The organism is Kitasatospora sp. NPDC056138, from assembly GCF_042264695.1.
Classification (GTDB): Bacteria; Actinomycetota; Actinomycetes; order Streptomycetales; family Streptomycetaceae; genus Kitasatospora.
The window spans coordinates 114,343-134,205 of record NZ_JBHJVK010000005.1; the positions used below are offsets into that span (position 1 = coordinate 114,343).

General features: G+C 72.5%; 18 protein-coding genes. 9 read left to right on the forward strand and 9 right to left on the reverse strand.

The genetic code is table 11. The features are described from left to right. The first annotated feature begins 245 nt into the window (after nt 1–245). The 3 genes from ACFC1R_RS05500 to ACFC1R_RS05510 all read left to right on the forward strand — a co-directional run bounded on the left by ACFC1R_RS05500 (nt 246) and on the right by ACFC1R_RS05510 (nt 4,567). Nucleotides 246–986, forward strand: a complete 741-nt coding sequence (locus tag ACFC1R_RS05500; protein ID WP_375933118.1) for a hemerythrin domain-containing protein — start codon at nt 246–248, stop codon at nt 984–986. Nucleotides 987–1,165: 179 nt separating this feature from the next. After that, nucleotides 1,166–2,128, forward strand: coding sequence for a DUF1152 domain-containing protein (locus tag ACFC1R_RS05505; RefSeq protein WP_375933121.1), 963 nt, complete (start codon nt 1,166–1,168; stop codon nt 2,126–2,128). Nucleotides 2,129–2,308: 180 nt separating this feature from the next. Beyond that, nucleotides 2,309–4,567, forward strand: coding sequence for a family 2 encapsulin nanocompartment cargo protein terpene cyclase (locus ACFC1R_RS05510; protein WP_375933125.1), 2,259 nt, complete (start codon nt 2,309–2,311; stop codon nt 4,565–4,567). Here ACFC1R_RS05510 and ACFC1R_RS05515 read toward each other — a convergent pair. Further along, nucleotides 4,548–5,093, reverse strand: a complete 546-nt coding sequence (locus tag ACFC1R_RS05515; RefSeq protein ID WP_375933128.1) for a DUF1697 domain-containing protein — start codon at nt 5,091–5,093, stop codon at nt 4,548–4,550. The two genes, ACFC1R_RS05510 and ACFC1R_RS05515, sit on opposite strands and share 20 nt — an antisense overlap. A gap of 166 nt (nt 5,094–5,259) precedes the next feature. Here ACFC1R_RS05515 and ACFC1R_RS05520 point away from each other — a divergent pair, with 166 nt between their 5' ends. Then, the gene (locus ACFC1R_RS05520; protein WP_375933131.1) at nt 5,260–5,730 is read left to right on the forward strand and encodes a pyridoxamine 5'-phosphate oxidase family protein; all 471 of its coding nucleotides are present in this window, start codon (nt 5,260–5,262) and stop codon (nt 5,728–5,730) included. A 141-nt stretch (nt 5,731–5,871) separates the two neighbouring features. Here ACFC1R_RS05520 and ACFC1R_RS05525 read toward each other — a convergent pair whose 3' ends face one another. Beyond that, complete coding sequence (locus tag ACFC1R_RS05525) at nt 5,872–6,231, reverse strand: ArsC/Spx/MgsR family protein (RefSeq protein WP_375933134.1); 360 nt, start codon at nt 6,229–6,231, stop codon at nt 5,872–5,874. A 161-nt stretch (nt 6,232–6,392) separates the two neighbouring features. Here ACFC1R_RS05525 and ACFC1R_RS05530 point away from each other — a divergent pair, with 161 nt between their 5' ends. The 3 genes from ACFC1R_RS05530 (at nt 6,393) to ACFC1R_RS05540 (ending at nt 9,263) form a co-directional block, all read left to right on the forward strand. Then, nucleotides 6,393–7,610: a cytochrome P450 gene (locus ACFC1R_RS05530; RefSeq protein WP_375933137.1), complete on the forward strand. Its 1,218-nt coding sequence runs from the start codon at nt 6,393–6,395 to the stop codon at nt 7,608–7,610. Nucleotides 7,611–7,808: 198 nt separating this feature from the next. After that, on the forward strand, nt 7,809–8,957 hold the full coding sequence (locus ACFC1R_RS05535) for a PP2C family protein-serine/threonine phosphatase (protein WP_375933444.1): 1,149 nt from the start codon (nt 7,809–7,811) through the stop codon (nt 8,955–8,957). A gap of 120 nt (nt 8,958–9,077) precedes the next feature. Beyond that, nucleotides 9,078–9,263, forward strand: coding sequence for a DUF6011 domain-containing protein (locus tag ACFC1R_RS05540; RefSeq protein WP_375933140.1), 186 nt, complete (start codon nt 9,078–9,080; stop codon nt 9,261–9,263). Nucleotides 9,264–9,419: 156 nt separating this feature from the next. On the opposite strand, the gene glnA is transcribed toward ACFC1R_RS05540, so the two are convergent. Further along, the gene (gene glnA, locus ACFC1R_RS05545; RefSeq protein WP_375933143.1) at nt 9,420–10,832 is read right to left on the reverse strand and encodes a type I glutamate--ammonia ligase; all 1,413 of its coding nucleotides are present in this window, start codon (nt 10,830–10,832) and stop codon (nt 9,420–9,422) included. A gap of 268 nt (nt 10,833–11,100) precedes the next feature. Here glnA and ACFC1R_RS05550 point away from each other — a divergent pair, with 268 nt between their 5' ends. After that, nucleotides 11,101–11,568, forward strand: coding sequence for an RDD family protein (locus ACFC1R_RS05550; protein WP_375933146.1), 468 nt, complete (start codon nt 11,101–11,103; stop codon nt 11,566–11,568). 154 nt (nt 11,569–11,722) lie between these two features. Here ACFC1R_RS05550 and ACFC1R_RS05555 read toward each other — a convergent pair whose 3' ends face one another. The 6 genes from ACFC1R_RS05555 to ACFC1R_RS05580 all read right to left on the reverse strand — a co-directional run bounded on the left by ACFC1R_RS05555 (nt 11,723) and on the right by ACFC1R_RS05580 (nt 17,789). Next, nucleotides 11,723–12,421: a DUF4191 domain-containing protein gene (locus ACFC1R_RS05555; protein WP_375933149.1), complete on the reverse strand. Its 699-nt coding sequence runs from the start codon at nt 12,419–12,421 to the stop codon at nt 11,723–11,725. A gap of 113 nt (nt 12,422–12,534) precedes the next feature. Beyond that, on the reverse strand, nt 12,535–12,762 hold the full coding sequence (locus ACFC1R_RS05560) for a hypothetical protein (protein ID WP_375933152.1): 228 nt from the start codon (nt 12,760–12,762) through the stop codon (nt 12,535–12,537). 183 nt (nt 12,763–12,945) lie between these two features. Then, nucleotides 12,946–13,899, reverse strand: coding sequence for a lipoyl synthase (lipA, locus tag ACFC1R_RS05565; protein WP_375933155.1), 954 nt, complete (start codon nt 13,897–13,899; stop codon nt 12,946–12,948). 131 nt (nt 13,900–14,030) lie between these two features. Beyond that, on the reverse strand, nt 14,031–14,801 hold the full coding sequence (gene lipB, locus ACFC1R_RS05570; protein ID WP_375933447.1) for a lipoyl(octanoyl) transferase LipB: 771 nt from the start codon (nt 14,799–14,801) through the stop codon (nt 14,031–14,033). Between the two features lie 187 nt (nt 14,802–14,988). Next, complete coding sequence (locus tag ACFC1R_RS05575) at nt 14,989–16,884, reverse strand: helix-turn-helix domain-containing protein (protein ID WP_375933450.1); 1,896 nt, start codon at nt 16,882–16,884, stop codon at nt 14,989–14,991. 143 nt (nt 16,885–17,027) lie between these two features. Further along, a complete protein-coding gene (locus ACFC1R_RS05580; protein WP_375933158.1) occupies nt 17,028–17,789 on the reverse strand; it encodes a 3-hydroxybutyrate dehydrogenase in 762 nt (253 codons plus the stop codon). Nucleotides 17,790–18,089: 300 nt separating this feature from the next. Between ACFC1R_RS05580 and ACFC1R_RS05585 the strand changes: the two genes are divergently transcribed. Continuing rightward, nucleotides 18,090–19,862 (forward strand): regulator, encoded by a 1,773-nt coding sequence (locus ACFC1R_RS05585; RefSeq protein WP_375933161.1) that lies wholly within the window; start codon nt 18,090–18,092, stop codon nt 19,860–19,862. The last annotated feature ends 1 nt before the right edge of the window (nt 19,863 follow it).

Here is a 19,863-nt window from a genome sequence, read left to right on the forward strand (position 1 = left end):
GCCCCCCGCGCCTCCCGTCCCACGGCGGGTTTGTATTGGCGCTATCTCTTGTTGCGTGGTCCATCCCCCCCCCGCCGGCAACACTGCCGGCGCGCGGGCGTATCCGGCCTCTGACCTGCACGTCAATCAGACATTGATTCGACTCTGATGAGCTGTCATCACCCTGGAGAACCGGGGTCGGGGCGCAGCCGTCGAAGCGGCGCCACCGGACCGGCCCAGTCTCAGCGAGTCATGAAGAGAGCCCGATGCCCAGCCACCTGCTGCCCGTCGAGTCCCCCCAGATCCCCGCCCAGTCGGGCGGCGAGCATGACGTACGGCCCGCCCCCTCCGGCGTGGAGCCGATGCCCTTCGCCGGACTGCGGCTGGTGCACTCCGCGCTCCGCCGCGACCTGGCCAGGCTGCCCAATGCGCTGCGACTGCTCCAGCCCGGTGACACCGCCGCGGCCGAGGCGCTCCAGCGGCACTGGGACTTCCTCACCGCCATGCTCACCTGCCACCATGAGCAGCAGGACACCCGGCTGTGGCCGCTGCTCCGCCGCTTCGCGCCCGAGCTGCGGCTGCTGCTCAACTGGCTGGAGTCCGACCACCACAACCTCGACCACTCCTTCACCCGGGTCACCACCCTGGTCCGGATCGCCACCCGGGACCCGGCGAGCAGCTGGCCCGTCGCGTACGCGGTGGAGGAGCTGGCCGCCCGGCTGGAGACCCACCTGCGGATCGAGGAGCAGCAGCTGCTGCCCCGGATGTCCGGCGTCTTCCCGGCCGGTTCGCGGATCGGCACCCTGCCCGAGCTGCTCGACCTGCTCCGGCTCGCGGACGGTCCGGGCAGCTCCGACGCCCTGGTCTGGCTGCTGGAGGGCGTGGACGAGCAGCAGGTCGACCGGCTGCTCGCGGACTGCGACGACATGACGGTCCGGCAGTGGCCGCACTGGCGCGACACCTACGCCCGGGTCAGCGGCCGGCTCTGGGGCGCCACCACCCTCTGACGGGCTCCCGCGGGCCGGGGGCGCGTCCTCGAAATCCCGCCGTCCGCCCGAAGTGCGGGCCGGCCGGGCCGCGGCGGACCGTGTCCGCCGTGCTTCGCACTCCGACGGCCCATCCCTGTCCGGGGGCCGGTGGGCTGCTCCTTCCCCTGCGGGCGGCGGTGCCTTGGTACCGTCCCCGGATGTTCTCGCTCTCCGAACCACCGCTGCTCACCCGGTTGAAGACCGCCGAACGGATCCTGATCGCCGGGGCCGGAGGCGGCTTCGACGTGTACGCGGGTCTGCCGATCGCCTTCGCGCTGCGCGCGGCGGGCAAACAGGTGCACCTGGCCAACCTCTCCTTCAGCCACCTCTACGGCCTGCCCGGTGACGTCTGGCTGGCGCCCGAACTCGCCGAGATCCGCCCGGACACCGCCTCCGCGGAGCCGTACTTCCCGGAGCGGACGCTGGCCCGGTGGCTCGACCTGCACGGGCAGCCCGGCACCGTCTGGGCCTTCGGCTCGGTCGGGGTCCAGCCGCTGCGCGCCGCCTACCGGGCGCTGGCCGGACACCTCGACGTCGACGCGATCCTGCTGGTGGACGGTGGTACCGACATCCTGATGCGCGGCGACGAGGCGGGGCTCGGCACGCCGGAGGAGGACATGGCCAGCCTGGCCGCCGTCGCCGGGATGCCCGAGATACCGCTGCGGCTGGTCGCCTGCCTGGGCTTCGGCATCGACGCCTACCACGGCGTCAACCACTCGCTGGCGCTGGAGAACCTGGCGGCGCTCGACCGGGCCGGCGGCTACCTGGGCGCCTTCTCCATTCCGCGTGACTCCAGGGAGGGTGCGCTCTACCTGGATGCCGTGGCCCATGCGCAGGCGGCCTTCCCCGAGCATCCGAGCATCGTCCACGGTTCGGTGGCGGCCGCGCTGCGCGGACAGTTCGGCGACGTTCGCTTCACTGAGCGAACGCGGTACAGCTCGCTGTTCATCAATCCGCTGATGACCCTCTATTTCGCGGCCACGGTCGAGGCGCTCGCCGCCAACCACCTCTACCTGGACCGGATCGAACAGACGCACCTGATGCGTCAGATCGGTTCTGCCATCGAGGAGTTCCGGGACGAACTGCCCGCCCGGCGTCCGCCTCGGATGTTCCCGCACTGATTCACCGGCGCGCGAGGTGAGCGTGAACGAGTGATCGAGCGCCCCGCGTGTGCGCCGTGTGCGCCGGGCGCCACGGCGAATTGGAGCAACCGTACGGGGTCTCCAGTAGGTATGTCGCACATAGGAGTTGGGCACGCTACGCGCCGATCATGACCAAGTGCGAGAGAGGCGGGGGCGGCTGTGAGCCAACCCTTCGAACTGCCGGACTTCTACCTGGCATACCCGGCGAGACTGAACCCTCATCTGGAGGAGGCCAGGGAACACACCAAACGGTGGGCCCGCGGGATGGGGATGCTGGAGGGCTCGGGCGTCTGGGAGGAGCACGACCTCGACTCCCACGACTACGCGCTGCTCTGCGCCTACACCCACCCCGACTGCGACGGGCCGGAACTGTCGCTGGTGACCGACTGGTACGTCTGGGTCTTCTTCTTCGACGACCACTTCCTCGAGCTCTTCAAGCGCACCCAGGACCGCCCCGGCGGCAAGGCCTACCTGGACCGGCTCCCGGCGTTCATGCCGATGGACCTCTCCGTGGGCACCCCCGAGCCGACCAACCCGGTCGAGGCGGGGCTCGCCGACCTGTGGGCCAGGACGGTGCCCGCGATGTCGATGGACTGGCGGCGCCGGTTCGCCCTGAGCACCGAGCACCTGCTCAACGAGTCGCTCTGGGAACTCTCCAACATCAACATCAACCGGATCCCCAACCCGGTCGAGTACATCGAGATGCGCCGCAAGGTCGGCGGCGCGCCCTGGTCGGCCGGTCTGGTGGAACACGCCGTCGGCGCCGAGATCCCGCCCTCGGTCGCCGGCTCCCGCCCGCTGCGGGTGCTCAAGGACGCCTTCTCCGACGGCGTCCACCTGCGCAACGACCTGTTCTCGTACGAGCGGGAGACCCAGGAGGAGGGTGAGCTGAGCAACGGGGTCCTCGTCCTGGAGACCTTCCTCGGCTGCTCCACCCAGGAGGCCGCCGACTCGGTCAACGACCTGCTGACCTCGCGGATCCAGCAGTTCGAGAACACCGCCCTCACCGAACTCCCGCCGCTCTTCGCCGAGAAGGGGCTCACCCCGGACGAGTGCGCCGCCGTCCTCGCCTACGTCAAGGGCCTGCAGGACTGGCAGTCGGGCGGCCACGAGTGGCACATGCGCTCCAGCCGGTACATGAACGGTGCGAGCGCCGGCAGCGCGCCGAGCTCGTTCTCCTTCCGCCCGCAGGGCCTGGGCACCTCGGCCGTGGACCTCAAGGCGCTCGCCGGGCTGATCGGCGCCGGCCGGGCGCGCAGCTTCACCCATGTCCCCTACCAGCGGGTCGGTCCGTCCCGGATCCCCGAGTTCACCATGCCGTTCACCACCACGCTCAGCCCGCACCTGGCCAACGCCCGCCTGGGCAACCTCGAATGGGCCCGCCGGGTCCGCCTGCTCGAAGCCGACCCCGGTCTGCCCGGATCGGACGTCTGGGACGAGCAGCGGCTGACCGACATCGACCTGCCGCTCTGCGCGGCCGGCATCGACCCGGACGCCACCGTGGAGGAACTCGACCTGTCCTCGGGCTGGTTGACCTGGGGCACCTATGCGGACGACTACTACCCGGTGGTCTACGGACGCACCCGCAACCTCGCCGGTGCCAGGCAGGCCAACGAGCGGCTCTCGCTCTTCATGCCGATCGACGGCGAGCCCGTGCCCGCGCCCGTCACCGGCCTCGAACGGGCGCTGGCCGACCTCTGGCAGCGCACCGCGGGTCCGCTGGACGTCGAGGCGCGCCGCGACTTCCGCACCGCCGTCGAGGTCATGACCGAGAGCTGGCTCTGGGAGCTCGCCAACCAGTGGCAGAACCGGATCCCCGACCCGGTCGACTACCTGGAGATGCGCCGGACCACCTTCGGCTCCGAGCTCACCACCAGCCTGAGCCGGATCTCGCACGGCCGCCGGATCCCGGCGGAGATCTACCGCAGCGGCCCGATGCAGTCCCTGGAGAACGCCGCCATGGACTACGCCGCGCTGATGAACGACGTCTTCTCGTACCAGAAGGAGGTCGAGTTCGAGGGCGAGGTCCACAACGGCGTGCTGGTGGTGCAGAACTTCTTCGACTGCGACTACCCGACCGCGCTCGCCATCGTCAACGACCTGATGACCTCCAGGGTCAACCAGTTCGAGCACGTCGCCCAGCACGAACTGCCCGTCCTGTACGACGACTTCGACCTCGACGAGAAGACCCGCCGGGCCGTCGACCACTACGTGCAGGACTTCCGGTACTGGCTGGCCGGGATCAAGATCTGGCACGAGGACTGCGTCCGCTACCGCGAGGCGGACATCCTGCGGCACCGCGGTCGAGGCGGGCAGCACGTCACCGCGGCACGGCAGTTCACCGGGCCGAGCGGTCTGGGGACCTCGGCGGCGCGGGTCCTGGCCGCCTCCCTGCCGACTACTTCCGTGCGGCGTTGAGGATCTTCACCGTGGTGTGGAAGAACCGCGAAGTGCCCTGACCGCGGTACGACTTGGGGAAGGCGGTGGCCGGGTTCCCGCCCAGCCGCCCCTTCCGCAGGTGCATCACCACGAAGGCGGCGCCCGGCACCGCGCCGACGATCTCCCAGTCGCCCTTGGGGTCGCGGAGGGGGAGGACGAACTCCTCGGGCAGCGGCTCGGAGAGGAAGACCACGCACAGCCGCAGCTCCGGCGTCACCTCGACGCCGGCGAACGGGTCGGCGGCCACCAGCTCCGCCACCTCGTCCACCGTGCGCAGCATGACCGGCACCTGGTAGCCGAGCGCGGCCGCCAGGTGCTGCTCGATCCGCGCGGTCAGCGCGGCCCGGTCGCCCTCCTCGGTGCTGAAGAAGACGTTGCCGCTCTGGATGTACGAACGGACCTCCCGCAGGCCCAGCTCGGTGAAGTGCCCGCGCAGCCGCTCCATGGTGACCGTCCGCCCGCCGACGTTGATCGCGCGGAGAAAAGCAATGTAGGTCTGTGCCATCGGGCCAGTCTTGCACCGGCCACCGACAGCGCCCCGCCGCCCGGCGGCACCGGGCCGCTGAACAGCTTGAGGACAACCCAGCAGGGCGTCAGTCAGTGCCCGAGCCACGACCACCGGAATCTGAGCATCAGCATCAATGTCGGTGCCCGCTGCAAGACTGGGCACCATGGCTACCTGGCAGGATTTCGAACATGAGGCACCCGACCTGGCCCCGGCTGTCCGGGCCCGGTTCGAGGCCCACCGGCACCACGTGCTGGCCACCCTGCGCAAGGGCGGCGCGCCCAGGGTGAGCGGTACGGAGGTCCAGTTCATCGGCGCCGACCTGACCATCGGCTCGATGCCGGGCGCGGTGAAGGCCCGCGACCTCCAGCGCGACGGCCGCTTCGCGCTGCACAGCAACCCCGCCGACGAGACCATGGCGGAAGGCGACGCCAAGATCTCCGGCACCGCGGTGGAGATCCTCGACGAGGTCGAGCTCTCCGCCTACGTGTCCGATCTTCCCCAGCCCCCGCCCGGTCCGTTCCACGCCTTCCGGCTGGAGCTCACCGAGGCCGTCCTGACCACGGTGGAGGGCGACTGCCTGGTCATCCGCTCCTGGCGCCCGGGCGAGCCCGAACGCACCGTCCGCCGTCCCTGACCGCCGCCGCACGCCCACGGGGCAGCGGCCAGGGGAGCCGGAGCGCGGGCGTGCGGCGCGGGCGCCCCCGGGCCGCCGCAGGGCCTGTGGTGCGGGTCCCCGCGCCGCCGGCAGGTCCCGGTGCCCGCGCGGTGCGCCGGTTCAGCCCGGGAGCACCGAGCGCAGCGCCTCCGGCGTCCGCGCCACCACCGCGTGCCCGTCGTCCGCCGTGATGATCGGCCGCTGGATCAGGATCGGGTGCTCGGCCAGCGCGGCGATCCACCGCGCCCGGTCGGCCTCCGTCCTGCTCCACTCCCTGAGCCCCAGTTCCTTGCCCACCGCCTCGTCCACCCGGGCGATGTCCCACGGCTCCAGCGCCAGCCGCTCCAGCACCCGCTCGATCTCGGCGGCGGTCGGCGGGTCCTCCAGGTAGCGGCGGACGGTGTACTCGGCCTTGACGGCGTCCAGTTCGCTGATCGCCGTACGGCACTTCCCGCAGCGCGGGTTGATCCAGATCTCCACGGCGCAAGGGTAGCGAGCCGAGCCCGGGGACGGGCCCCGCCCCGGCGGGCCGGCCGGCCCGGCTCCGACCACCGGCGTCCGGGCCGGAATCCCTCCGATCGGGAACTCGGCGTGCCCACCGGTCAGTTGACCCGCCAGTAACCCAGTCGAAGGGAGCGTTCATGGACGGCGCGGCGATCATGGAGCAGCTGATGTCGGCGGAGGGCCGGGCCGACCCGTACCCGCTGTACGAGCTCGCCCGCAGGCTCGGGCCGGTCGTCCCCGGCGGCAGCGGACTGGCGATGGTCGTGGGGTACCGCGAGGTGCACCAGGCACTGCGCAACCCGGGCCTCGAAGTGGCCGACGCACAGCTGCGGGACCGCTGGGAGCCCGACTACACCGAGCACCCGGCCAAGCTCCTGCTCTCCCGCTCGATCCTGGAGGCCAACGCCCCGCACCACCACCGGATGCGTTCGCTGATCGCCTCGGTCTTCACCGCCCGCCGGGTCGCCGCCCTGGCGGAGCCCGTCACCGCCGCCGTGCACCGGCTGCTCGACGAGATGGCCGAGCAGGGCGCCGACGGCTCACCGGTCGACTTCATGGACGCCTTCGCCTACCGGCTCCCGGTCGGCGTGATCTGCGAGCTGCTGGGTGTCCCGGAGGCCGACCGGGCCCGGTTCCGGCCGCTCGCGGCCGACCTCACGACCGCACTGGAGCTGTTCGCCGAGGAGTCCGAACTGGCCGCCGCCGACCGGGCGGCCGAGGAACTCACCCAGTACTTCGCGCACCTCGCCGCCAAGCGCCGGGCCGACCCGCAGCCCGACCTGGTCAGCGCCCTGGTCGAGGTCGCCGGCGCCGACCCGGCCCGGCTCTCCGGCCAGGAACTGCTCGCCAACCTCGTCCTGCTGCTCGGCGCGGGCTTCGAGACCACCACCAACCTGCTCGGCAACGGCCTCGCCCTGCTGTTCGAGCACCCCGGGATCCTGGCCGCCGTCCGCGCGGGCAGCGTGGATCCCGCCCTGCTGACCGACGAGGTGCTGCGCCACGACTCGCCCGTCCAGCTCACCGCCCGGATCGCGACCGCTGAGGGCCTGCGCGTCGGTGACACCGCCGTCCCCAGGGACGGCGGCGTGTTCCTGCTGATCGGCGCCGCCAACCGCGACCCGCTCCGCTACCCGGATCCCGCCCGCTTCGACCCCACCAGAGCGGACAGCCAGCCCCTGAGCTTCGGCGGCGGCCCGCACTACTGCCTCGGCGCCCAACTCGCCCGGCTCGAATCCGCCGTCGCCCTGCCCGCCCTGCTCCGCCGCTTCCCGGCCCTCGCCCCCGCTCCTGGTGCCACCCGCCGCGACCGGCTCGTCCTGCGAGGTTTCCGCACCCTCCCGGTCACCCTCCGCTAGCCGGACCCGGAGCCTACGGCGGTCCGCGGCTCACCACTTTCGGCCCCGGGCCGGGAACGGGGTCCTCGGTCCCGGCACCCCGGGACCTCCGGGCGCGCGTTCCGGACGCCGTCTCGGCGACCATGGAAGGAGTCGTACGCCGCCTCGCCCGGCACGACACGCGGGGCGGTTCCTCGGCCGAGGAGGTCAGCCTTGACCGTGCCCGTCCGCCCCCGGTCCGCCGCACGGCAGCAGAACACAGCCGGCATCGCCGCCCGCTGGAACCTCGCCATGGCCGAGGCGGCCAAGGCACCGGGCTGGGTCCTGTCGCTGCCGATCGTCCTGATCCTCGCCGACCTGACGCTGGAGATCGCGCTGCCCAGGGACGTGGCGGCGGGGTTCCTGCTGACCGTGCTCCCGGTGGTCGTCGCCTTCGGGATGCGGCCGTTCCTCGTCGGGATCTCCACCGTCGGAGCGATCGGGCTCCAGGTACTCCTCGCCGCGGAGGCGGGCCACCTCGCCGAGAAGCACCACGTCTGGGTCTACGCGGCGACCGCCCTGGCGGGGGCGATGGGTGCCGCCCTGTCCTGGCAGCGCCTGCGCCAGGACCGCGACCTGGTCCGGGTCCGGACCATCGCCGAGACGCTGCAGCGCACCGTGCTCCGCCCGGTCCCGGCCCGGGTCGGCGGCCTGCGGGCAGCGGGTCTCTACCGCCCGGCGCAGGCCGACGTGGCGATCGGCGGCGACCTGTACGAGATCTGCGAGACCCGGTTCGGCACCCGCGTGCTGCTCGGCGACGTCCGGGGCAAGGGCCTGGACGCCGTCCGGACCGTGGCCGACGTGCTCGGCGCCTTCCGGGCGACCGCGCACGAGACCGCGAGCCTGGCGGAGGTCGCCGAGCTCCTCGACCGCTACGTCCGGCGTGCGGCCGCCGAGTACGGCGACGACGAGCTCTTCGTCACCGCCGTCCTGCTCCAGCACCACGAGGAGACCGGCCACTACGAACTGGTCAACCGCGGCCACCTGGCACCGATGCTGCTGACCCCGACCGACGTCCGGCCGGTGGACTGCCCGGAGTACCTGCCGCTCGGCCTCGGCCACCTGAGCCCCGCCCCTGCCGCGGACCGCCCCACCGGCCGGACGCCGCTGCGGCCGGGGCACACCCTGGTGCTGCTCACCGACGGCGTCAGCGAGGCCCGCGACCACACCGGCACCTTCTACCCGCTCGCCGACCGGCTGGCCGCGCTGCGCACCATCACGCCCGACGCCGTCGTCGCCTTCCTCGACCAGGACGTTCGGGCCTACGCGGGCCCGCTCACCGACGACCTCGCCGTTCTCGCCCTCAGTCCGGCCGCCCTCCCGCACTGACCGGATCCGGCCTCGGCGGCTCCGTCGCTCCGGCGGACGCACCCCGCTCATCCGGCCCGTCCCGTGAGCCTGCCGCTCCACCGGGCCCGGGGCGACCGGGTTTCCGCGAGACTGGGAGGCGTGTCCGATCCAGCCCTGATCCCGCCTCCGCCGTCCCGCCTCCCCGTCCGCATCCGCTGTCGCCGGTGCGGTCGCCTGCTCCACGATCCGGAGTCCCGCATGCTCCGCCTCGGACGCGAGTGCCGCGCCCCCGAGGCACCGGTCCACGTCGTCCCCGGCGAACAGGACCCGCTGCCGGGCCTCTGACGGACACCCGCGCGCCGACGGGGCGTCCTCGAACGACCGCCGCACCGGGCCGGGGCGGTGTGCCCGGCCGTACCGACGGCCGTGGGCCGCCGCTCCAAACGGAGCAGCGGCCCACGTGGGTGATCGGGTGACGCCGGGACCGGGACGACCGGTCGCCTACAGGTCGTAGTAGAGCTCGAACTCGTGCGGGTGCGGGCGCAGCGCGATCGGAGCGATCTCGTTGGTGCGCTTGAAGTCGATCCAGGTCTCGATCAGGTCCGGGGTGAAGACACCGCCCGCGAGGAGGTACTCGTGGTCGGCTTCCAGGGCCTCGAGGACGGCGGGGAGCGAGGCCGGGACCTGGGGTACGGAGGCGTGCTCGTCGGGGGCGAGCTCGTAGAGGTCCTTGTCGACCGGCTCCAGCGGCTCGATCTTGTTCTTGATGCCGTCCAGGCCGGCCATCAGCATGGCGGAGAAGGCCAGGTAGGGGTTGGACGAGGGGTCGGGCGCGCGGAACTCGATGCGCTTGGCCTTGGCGTTGGAGCCGGTGATCGGGATGCGGATCGCGGCCGAGCGGTTGCGCTGCGAGTACACCAGGTTCACCGGGGCCTCGAAGCCGGGGACCAGCCGGTGGTAGGAGTTCACCGACGGGTTGGTGAAGGCGAGCAGCGAGGGCGCGTGCTTCAGCAGGCCGCCGATGTAGTACCGGGCGGTGTCGGAGAGACCGGCGTAGCCCTGCTCGTCGTAGAAGAGCGGCGAGCTGTCGCTCCACAGCGACTGGTGGACGTGCATGCCGGAGCCGTTGTCCCCGAAGATCGGCTTGGGCATGAAGGTGGCGGTCTTGCCGTTCCGCCAGGCGACGTTCTTGATGATGTACTTGAACAGCATCAGGTCGTCGGCGGCGTGCAGCAGGGTGTTGAACTTGTAGTTGATCTCGGCCTGTCCGGCGGTGCCCACCTCGTGGTGCTGCCGCTCGACCTGCAGCCCGGCGGCGGCCAGTTCGAGGGACATCTCGGCGCGCAGGTCGGCGAAGTGGTCGACCGGCGGGACCGGGAAGTAGCCGCCCTTGTACTTGACCTTGTAGCCGCGGACGTCGCCCTCGGCGGACCCGGTGTTCCAGGCCCCCGCCTCGGAGTCGATGTGGTAGTACGAGGCGTTGGCGCTGGTCTCGAAGCGGACCGAGTCGAAGACGTAGAACTCGGCCTCGGGCCCGAAGTAGGCGGTGTCGGCGATGCCGGACGAGGCGAGGTACGCCTCGGCCTTCTTGGCCACGTTGCGCGGGTCGCGGCTGTAGGCCTCGCCCGTGATCGGGTCCTGGATGAAGAAGTTGATGTTGAGGTGCTTGTCGGCGCGGAACGGGTCGAGGCGGGCCGTGCTGAGGTCCGGCACCAGTGCCATGTCCGACTCGTGGATGGCCTGGAAGCCCCGGATCGACGAGCCGTCGAACATCAGGGTCTCGTCCGGGTCGAACGTCGAGGCGGGCACCGAGAAGTGCTGCATGACACCCGGCAGGTCGCAGAACCGGACGTCGATGAACTTGATGTCGTTGTCCGAGATGTACTGCTTCACTTCGGCGGCGTTGTTGAACATCCATCCTCCTCAGCGTGCGGATTGGTGGCTCACCATAGGGAGAGGCCGTTTCCGACCGGTGACTCCACCGTTTCCTGAATGTTAACCACCCGCGTGCCGCAGGCGGCAAAGCCGGACGGTTACGGGCAAAACGCTTCTCCGGTGCGGCCCCCGTCCGCCAAGTGGTCTGGACCACTGAACGGGCCCGGCGACACGCGATTCACCCACACGGGTTGCCGACGGGGGAGGGGGCCGAAGATCGGCCGCCCTGCCCGGATAGTGTGGATTCGTGGACACCAGAGAAGCGTTGGGATCGTGGATCGACGGCCCGAAGGCCGCCGCCGAGAAGATGGGCGCAGACTTCGGGTACCGCGGCGAGCGCCTCGGCCTGCCCGAGGAGGGCCCGGGATCGCTGGCCCGCCCCGGCCGCCGGATCGGCGCGCTGTTCGTCGACGGCTGGCTCTGCAGTCTGATCGCCTATGGGCTGCTCGCCCGCGGCGACCAGTCCGAGGCCAACCTGTGGACCACGCCGCTGTTCTACGGCGTGACCGTGCTGCTGCTGGCCACCGCCGGGACCACGGTCGGCAAGCGGCTGTTCGGCCTGCGGGTGGTCCGCCTCGACGGCAGCCGCGCGACCATCCCCCAGGTCCTGCTGCGCACCCTGCTGCTCTGCCTGGTGGTGCCGGCACTGGTCTGGGACCGCGACACCCGGGGGCTGCACGACAAGGCCGTCGGCACCGTCGAGGTGCGGGTCTGACCCGTCTCCGGGCCTGACCCGTCGGGTCCCGCCGCCGGGTCCGGCCGCCGGGGTCCGGTCCCGTGGACGGCCCGGCCCCTCCGGAGAAGTCAAACGGCCCCGCCACGAGTATCGCTCGCGGCGGGGCCGTGGTGTGTCGAGGGGGAGCGGCGGCTCAGCGGGCCTGGCCGCCCTTGGGCATCCGGGCGCCCTTGGGCATCGGGCCCTTGGGGATCGGCGCCTTGGAGAGCAGGTCGCCCAGCGCGCGCAGCCGGTCGTTGGTCTCGGTGACCTGCGCCGGGGTGATCGAGCGCGGCATCCGCATCAGGTGGATCTGCAGCTTCTTGAGCGGCACCTCGCCCTCGCCGTCGCCGACCATGATGTCGTGCACCGGGATGTCGCCGACGACCTTGGCCATCTTCCGCTTCTCGGCGGCCAGCAGCGGGCGGACCCGGTTCGGGTTGCCCTCACCGATCAGCGCGATGCCGGGACGGCCCACGGCGCGGTAGACCGCGTCCTGGTTGCGGGTGACGGCAACCGGGGTCGGGTTGGCACTCCAGCCGCGCCGGATGTTGTTCAGCACGGCCGCCACCGCACCCGGCTGGCCCTCCATCTGCCCGAACGCGGCCCGCTCGGCGCGGCGTCCGAAGACGATCGCCATCGCCAGGAAACCGACGATGAAGCCGAGAATGCCCAGGTAGATGGGGTGGTCGATCGCAAAGCCGATGGCGAGGAACACGCCGAAGGTGATGAGGCCGACGCCTGCGATGATCAGGCCGATCTTGGTGTCGACCTTCTTGGTCATTTGGTACGCCAGGCGGATCTGCTTGAGTCGCCCAGGGTTGCCGGATGTTTCCGTCGCCATAACGCTCATGGTACGTGGCAGGACCGGGGGATATCCAAGGGTGCCCCCCACCGGATCACCGCGTCCGGGCCCGGCCGGTGGCATTCAGCGGTATCCGGCGGCCTTCGGGCCGTTCGGCCCACTCAGGCCGGACGGCGGGACCCTTCGGCGGGACCGCCGGGACCACCGGGCAGCGCGGGGTCGCCCTCCCGGTCCGCCGCGTACCGGCGGTTCTCGCAGACGGCCGCCCAGGCGTTCAGCCGGGCCTGCTGCCGTCCACCCGCGAGCAGCACGCTCTCGGCGAGGCGCAGGGCGCCGCCGACCGAGCGGACCTCGCGCACCCGGGTGAGCTTTCCGATGCGTACCTGCATGCCGAGCACTTCCCTCGTCGCGATACGGATTGGACGGTCCCATCCTGACCGGCCGGTGTTACCGTCCGGTGAGCTGACCGTCAATGTCAGATGAAAGCAGAGTCCGGCGGTGGCGGCGCCGTGGACACCGCGGCGGGGTGAGCGTGTCGCTCACCCCGCCGGTGTCCGGATCCCTGCGGGAGATCAGACGGCCGCCTGCGCGCGGTGCTCCAGCGCCTGGCGGTAGAGCCGTCCGGCCCGGTAGGAGGAACGCACCAGCGGGCCCGACATGACGCCGGCGAAGCCGAGCTCCTCGGCCTCCTCCTGGAGCTCCACGAACTCCTGCGGCTTCACCCAGCGCTCCACGGGGTGGTGGCGCAGCGAGGGACGCAGGTACTGGGTGATGGTGATCAGCTCGCAGCCGGCGCCCACCAGGTCGGCCAGCGCCTGGCTGACCTCCTCGCGGGTCTCGCCCATGCCCAGGATCAGGTTGGACTTGGTCACCAGACCGGCCGCGCGGGCCTGGGTGATGACGTCCAGCGAGCGCTCGTAGCGGAAGGCCGGGCGGATCCGCTTGAAGATCCGGGGAACCGTCTCGACGTTGTGCGCCAGCACCTCGGGGCGGGAGGAGAAGACCTCGGCCAGCTGCTCGGGCACCGCGTTGAAGTCCGGGATCAGCAGCTCGACGCCGGTCGCGCCGCCCTCGCGCCCGGCGGTCATCGCGTGCACCTGGCGCACCGTCTCGGCGTACAGCCAGGCGCCGCCGTCCTCCAGGTCGTCACGGGCGACACCGGTGATGGTGGCGTAGTTGAGGTCCATGGTCACGATGGACTCGGCGACCCGGCGCGGCTCGTCCCGGTCGAACTCGGCGGGCTTGCCGGTGTCGATCTGGCAGAAGTCGCAGCGGCGGGTGCACTGGTCGCCACCGATGAGGAAGGTCGCCTCGCGGTCCTCCCAGCACTCGAAGATGTTCGGGCAGCCGGCCTCCTGGCAGACCGTGTGCAGCCCCTCCTTCTTCACCAGCGACTGAAGGGCGTTGTACTCCGGGCCCATCTTCGCCCGGGTCTTGATCCACTCGGGCTTCCGCTCGATGGGGGTCTCGCTGTTGCGGACCTCCAGGCGGAGGAGCTTCCTGCCGTCGGGCGCGACAGCGGACACGTGCGACTCCTAGAACTAGACGGGTACCACCAGGGTACGCCTGTGCTTGTATGGCTTGTGCCGAGCCTGTGCCCCGCATTCGCAGGGCAACAGCGCACGGACCGGGGAGATTCCCGGCGCAGCGGCCGGGTTCAGCGGGCGAACGCGGGCTCCGGGAGCTCCGCGAAGACCTCCCCGAGACGCTTCTCGACCACCGGCAGCGCCTCGCCGACCCCGAAGTCCCGGCCCAGCTCGGAGGTGACCGAGGCCACCCCGGCGTCCCGGATCCCGCACGGCACGATGCGGTCGAACCATGTCATGTCGGGGTTGCAGTTGAGCGCGAAGCCGTGCATCGTCACGCCCCGTGCGACCCGCACGCCGATCGCCGCCAGCTTGCGGTCGTCACCGCGCTGACCGGCGTTGGACGGCGCGTACTCGGGACCGGCCAGCCGGGGGTCGATCCCCAGCGGCAGACCCATCCGCAGCGTCAGCTTGCCGATCTCGACCACCTGCGACGGGTCCACCACCGCGTCCGGGATCGTCTCGCCCAGCACCCACACCCCGCTGCGGCCCTCGACCCGCGTGGTCTCCAGGCCGAAGTCGGCGCAGGAGCGGATCAGCGCCTCCTCGAGCCGGCGCACGTACGCGACCACGTCGATCGGGTCCGGCAGCTTGACGATCGGGTAGCCGATCAGCTGCCCGGGACCGTGCCAGGTGATCTCGCCGCCGCGGTTGACCTCGACCACCGGGGTGCCGTCCAGCGGACGGTCCTCCGGGTTGGTGCGCTTGCCCGCGGTGTACACCGGCAGGTGCTCCAGCAGCAGCACGGTGTCCGGGATCTCGTCCGCGACCCGGAGAGCGTGCAGGCGCTGCTGCTCGGCCCACGCCTCCTCGTACGGCACCGAGCCCTCGCCGATGCCCATCCGCACGAACCGTACGTTCTCGCTCACCGCTGCTCCTTGCCAGGCGTTCGAGACCAACCCGGCTAGCGTACGCCTGACCGGGTGATACCCGGCTGCGCGGGGTGAACCGCCAGGGGGTGCGGAACCGTCCGTACCGGGGGCGGTGGCCCCCGGCGGAGCGGCCCGGCGGAACGGTCCCCCGCCGCCGTCAGCTCTCGGCGAGGAGCTGCAGGCGCAGCGCCAGCTGCAGCTCCAGCGCCCGCTCGGGGTGGTCCCAGTCGTGGCCGAGCAGCACCCCGATCCGGTCCAGGCGCTGCACCACGGTGTTCACGTGGACGTGCAGCTCGCCCTTGGCCCTGGTCAGGCTGCCGCCGCAGTCGAAGTACGCGCGCAGGGTGCGGACCAGCTCGGTGCCGCGCCGGGCGTCGTAGTCGAGCAGCGGTCCGAGCGTGCTCGCCACGAACCCGTCGACCCGGTGGCCGTCACCCAACAGGACGCCGAGGAATCCCAGGTCGGCGGCCGAGGCGCCGTCGCCGACCCGCCCGAGCACCCGCAGCGCCCGCACGCACCGCACCCCCTCCGCGTACGAGGCGGCCAGCGCGACCGGCCCGGTGGCGACCCGTCCCGCACCGACCGTGACCGGCGCGCCGAGCAGCCCGGCCAGCCGGTCGGCGGCCTGCGCCGCCCGGTGCCCGGGGGAGTGCGCGCCGTCCTCGGGGAGCAGCAGGACCACCGAATCGCCGTGCTCGGCGCAGACGCCCCTGGTCCCGAAGAGGTGGCGGACGGCGGCGCCGGCCAGCCGGGCGCGCTCCTCGGGGGCGCTCTCGGCGACCAGCACCAGGTGCGGGCGGGCGAGGTCGACGCCCAGCCGGCGACCACGGGCGGTGAGCCCGGCGGGGTCGCGGTCCGGTGCGGTGAGCAGGTCGGCGAGGAGTTCACCGCGGACCCGGTTCTCGGTCTCGGCGACCGAGCGGCGCAGCAGCAGGAGCAGGGCGGTGACCACGGCGGCCCGTTCGAACAGGCGGCGGTCGGCGTGGTCCAGGTCGGGTCTGCCGTGCAGCAGCAGGCTGCCGAGCGGCTCCTGGCCGGCCAGCACGGCACAGACCCAGCCCGCCCCGTGCGGCACCGCGCGGCCCTCGGCCCGGGAGGCCGCCACCGCCTCGGCCGGACCCGCCTCGGCCCGGCCGCGGCCCGCCAGCCGGTTGCCCTCGGCGTCGCGCACGGTGACCTCACCGCCCAGCAGGGTGGCCACCTCGGCGGCCACGTCGGGCACCTCGGCACCGCGCAGGACCAGGTCGGTGAGCCGGTCGTGGGCCTGCTCGGCCCGCTGGACGGCGGCGGCGTGGGCCTGGATGACGGCGTTGGCGGCGTTCAGCCCGGCCAGCGCCGCCCGGGTGTCGGCGAGCGCCTTCGCGGTGTCCAGGGCGATGGCGGCGTGCGCGGCGAGCGAGCACAGCAGCGCGACCTCGTCGGGGGAGAACGCGCGCGGGGTGCGGTCGGCGGCGAACAGCACCCCGATCACCTGGCCGCCGAGCAGCAGCGGTACCCCGATGATCGCCACCAGGCCCTCGTCGAGCACACCCGCGTCGATCCGGCCGGTGTGGCGGAAGCGTTCGTCGGTGCGGTAGTCGGGCGTCGCGTAGGGGCGGGCGGTCTGCGCGACCAGGCCGCCCAGGCCGTCGCCGAGGCTCAGCCGCAGGGTCTGGAAGAGGACCGAGACCGATCCGTCGGTGACCCGCATGTACGTGTCCCCGGCGGCGGGGTCGGGCAGCGTGAGGTAGGCGGTGTCGGTGCCGAGCAGCATCCGGGCCCTGCGGACGATCGCCTGCAGGACCGAGTCCAGGTCCCGGGAGGCGGCCAGGTCGCCCGCGGTGTCGAAGAGCGCGGTCAGTTCGGCCTCCCGGCGCCGGTGCTGACGCAGGGTCCGGTGGACGCGCATGGCCTGCCAGGTGGCCTCGTCGATCTCGGCCAGTACGTCGGCGGGCGCGTCCTGCCGCCGGGCCTCGGCCAGGACCTCGGCGAAGTCCTCGGCGGCGGCGCCGGACGCGAGCAGGTCGAGCAGTCTGCGCAGCGCCGGGGCGGGACTGGTGTGGGGGTCGTCCATGGTGCGGGCCATCGTGCCAGTTCCACCCCTGACGGGAAACGCTCGAATCCGATCGGTCGGACGGCCCCGCCGCGGGCCCCGGCGGTGCGGGTTCCGTCCCGGACCGGCCACGGCCCCTTCGGCCGCGAGGCGGTGACCAGCGGTCAGTGCGCGGTCCAGCCGCCGTCCACGGGCAGGCTCGTACCGGTGATGTAGCCGGCGTCGGGGGAGCACAGCCAGACGGCCACCCGGGCCACCTCCGCGGGCTCGATCAGGCGCTTGACCGCGGTGCGGTCCAGCATGATCCGCTCCACCACCTCGTCCTCGCGGATGCCGTGCGCCAGTGCCTGGGCGGCGATCTGCCGCTCCACCAGGGCGGTGCGGACGTAGGCGGGGTTGATGCAGTTGCTGGTCACGCCGTACGGGGCGCCCTCCAGGGCGACCGTCTTGCTCAGGCCCTCCAGGCCGTGCTTGGCCGCCACGTACGCGGACTTGAAGGCGCTGGCCCGCAGGCCGTGCACGGAGGAGATGTTGACGACCCGTCCCCACCCCTGCCGGTACATGTGCGGCAGGGTGCGGCGCAGGATCCGGAACGGGGCCTCCACCATCACCCGCTGGATCAGCGTGAACCGCTCCGGCGGGAACTCGTGCAGTGGCGCGACGTGTTGCAGGCCCGCGCTGTTGACGACGATGTCCGCGTCGTCCGGCAGCGCGTCCACGGCCGCCGGGTCGGCGAGGTCGGTGACGTGGGCCGACCCGCCGATCCGCCCGGCGAGTTCCTCGGCCGGTCCGGCCGCCAGGTCGACGACGCGGACCCGGGCGCCGGCCTCGGCGAGGGCCTCGGCGCAGGCCCGGCCGATGCCGGAGGCGGCGCCGGTGACCAACGCCGTACGGCCGTCGAGCGGGCGGGGTGAAGTGGTGTCCATGGCCGAGAACGCTAGGAACGCGCGGCCTGCGCTCCTATGTGCTCGAACGCCACAGAATCCGGCCGAAGAGTGGTGTCGAACGCCATGGGACAGAAATGGACACAGTCACGCTTTCACCCAAACACGTTCAGCCCCACCTTCCTCACAATGGGCGCCACTGAGTCACCCGTTCGGAGGATTGGCCGCCCAGATCCACCCATAGCGGCAAAATGCTCGCTACATTCACGCCGACTCCTGACAGGGGGCGCCGCTCCGGGCACCGGGGTATCGGTGCGGCGCTAGAGAGGTGTTGAGACGGACATGCCCCAGAGGCCTGCAACCGACAGCCCGACGACGTACGGACAGCTCGACCCGCACCACGTGCCGGCCGGGACACCACCGCACGCCACCGACCATGGTCAGACCGACGGTCAGACCGACGCCTTTCTGACCACCGACGGCTTCCCGCCCACCGGGGCTGCCCAAGTCGCCGTCCAGGCCGCCCAGGGAGCGCACGCCGCCCACGGCGCCGACCGCACCCAGAATCCGCGCCTCGCCGCCCTGATCGAGGAGGCCGGTTTCTCGCACGCCGGCCTCGCCCGTCGGGTCGACCAACTGGGCCTGGAGCACGGGCTGGACCTGCGCTACGACAAGACCTCCGTGACCCGTTGGCTGCGCGGCCAGCAGCCACGCGGAGCCACCCCCGCGCTGATCGCCGAGGTCTTCACCCGCCGCCTCGGCCGCCGCTTCTCCGCCCAGGACATCGGCCTGGACGCCTGCGCCCCCGTCTACGCCGGGCTCGAATTCGCCGAGACCCCGCAGGAGGCCGTGGACATCGTCGCCAGCATGTGGCGCAAGGACAACGGCCCGCAGTCCGAGCTGCGCCGGATCGCCTTCACCCCGGCCGGTCTGGTGGTCCCGAGCCGGGACTGGCTGATCGGCCGCACCGACGAGCGGGTCGCCCGGGACGGCTCCGTGCCGAGCACCGAGCCCGCCGCCCGGCCGGCGGGCTCCGGAGCCCGCCCGGGGGCGTCCGCCACCCCGGCCCAACCCGCCGTCCCGGCCCAGCTGTCGGCCCAGGCGCCGCTGGTCAGGGTGCCGGCCCAGAGCCGCGGGTCGGCCGGCCTGGCCCGGGTGCCCGGCACCGATCCCGGCGAGTCGGCCGCCCGAGAGCAGCGGCCGGCGCTGCGGGTCGGCCGGGGCGACATCGCGGCGATCCGCGCCGTCGGGGACCTCTTCCGCGCCCTCGACCAGGCGTACGGCGGCGGCCACGCCCGGCAGGCGCTGGTCCGGTACCTGGAGAGCGAGGCCGAGCCGATGCTGCGCGGCCGGTACGGCGAGCAGATCGGCCGGGCCCTGTTCGGTGCGGTCGCCGATCTCACCCGGCTGGCCGGCTGGACGTCCTTCGACATCGCCGCGCACGGCCTCGCCCAGCGGTACTTCGTCCAGGCGCTGCGCCTCTCGCAGGCGGCGGGGGACCGCGTGCTCGGCGGCCACGTCCTCACCACCATGAGCCAGCAGGCCGTCCACCTGGGTCACAGCCGGGAGGCCATCCAGCTCGCCAGGGTCGCCCAGCAGGGCGTCGGCACCGCCGCACCACCGACGGTCCAGGCCCTGATGCACGCGGCCGAGGCGCGCGGCCACGCCCTGGTCGGGGACGTCCGCTCCTGCACCACCGCCATGGTCCGCTGCGAGCGCGCCCTGGGCACCGCCCGTCCCGGCGACGACCTGCCCTCCTGGGCCCGCTACTTCGACGAGGCCCAACTGGCCGACGAGTTCGCCCACTGCTACCGGGATCTCCAGCAGTGGCGCCCGTCCGCCCAGAACGCCGAGAAGTCCCTCCGGCTGCGGGCCCCGGCCTTCGCCCGCAGCCGGATCTTCTGCCGGATGGTCCTCGCCACCGCCCGCCTCGGCATGGGTGACGTGGACGACGCCTGCGGCATCGCCGGCGAGTCCCTGCGCGCGGCGGGCGAGATGCGCTCGGCCCGCACGGTCGAGTACCTCCGCGACTTCCACCGCCGCCTGGCCCCCTACCGGGTCAGCCAGGCCGCCCGGTCCTTCGAGGAGGCCGCCCGCCAGGCCGGCGTCATCTGAC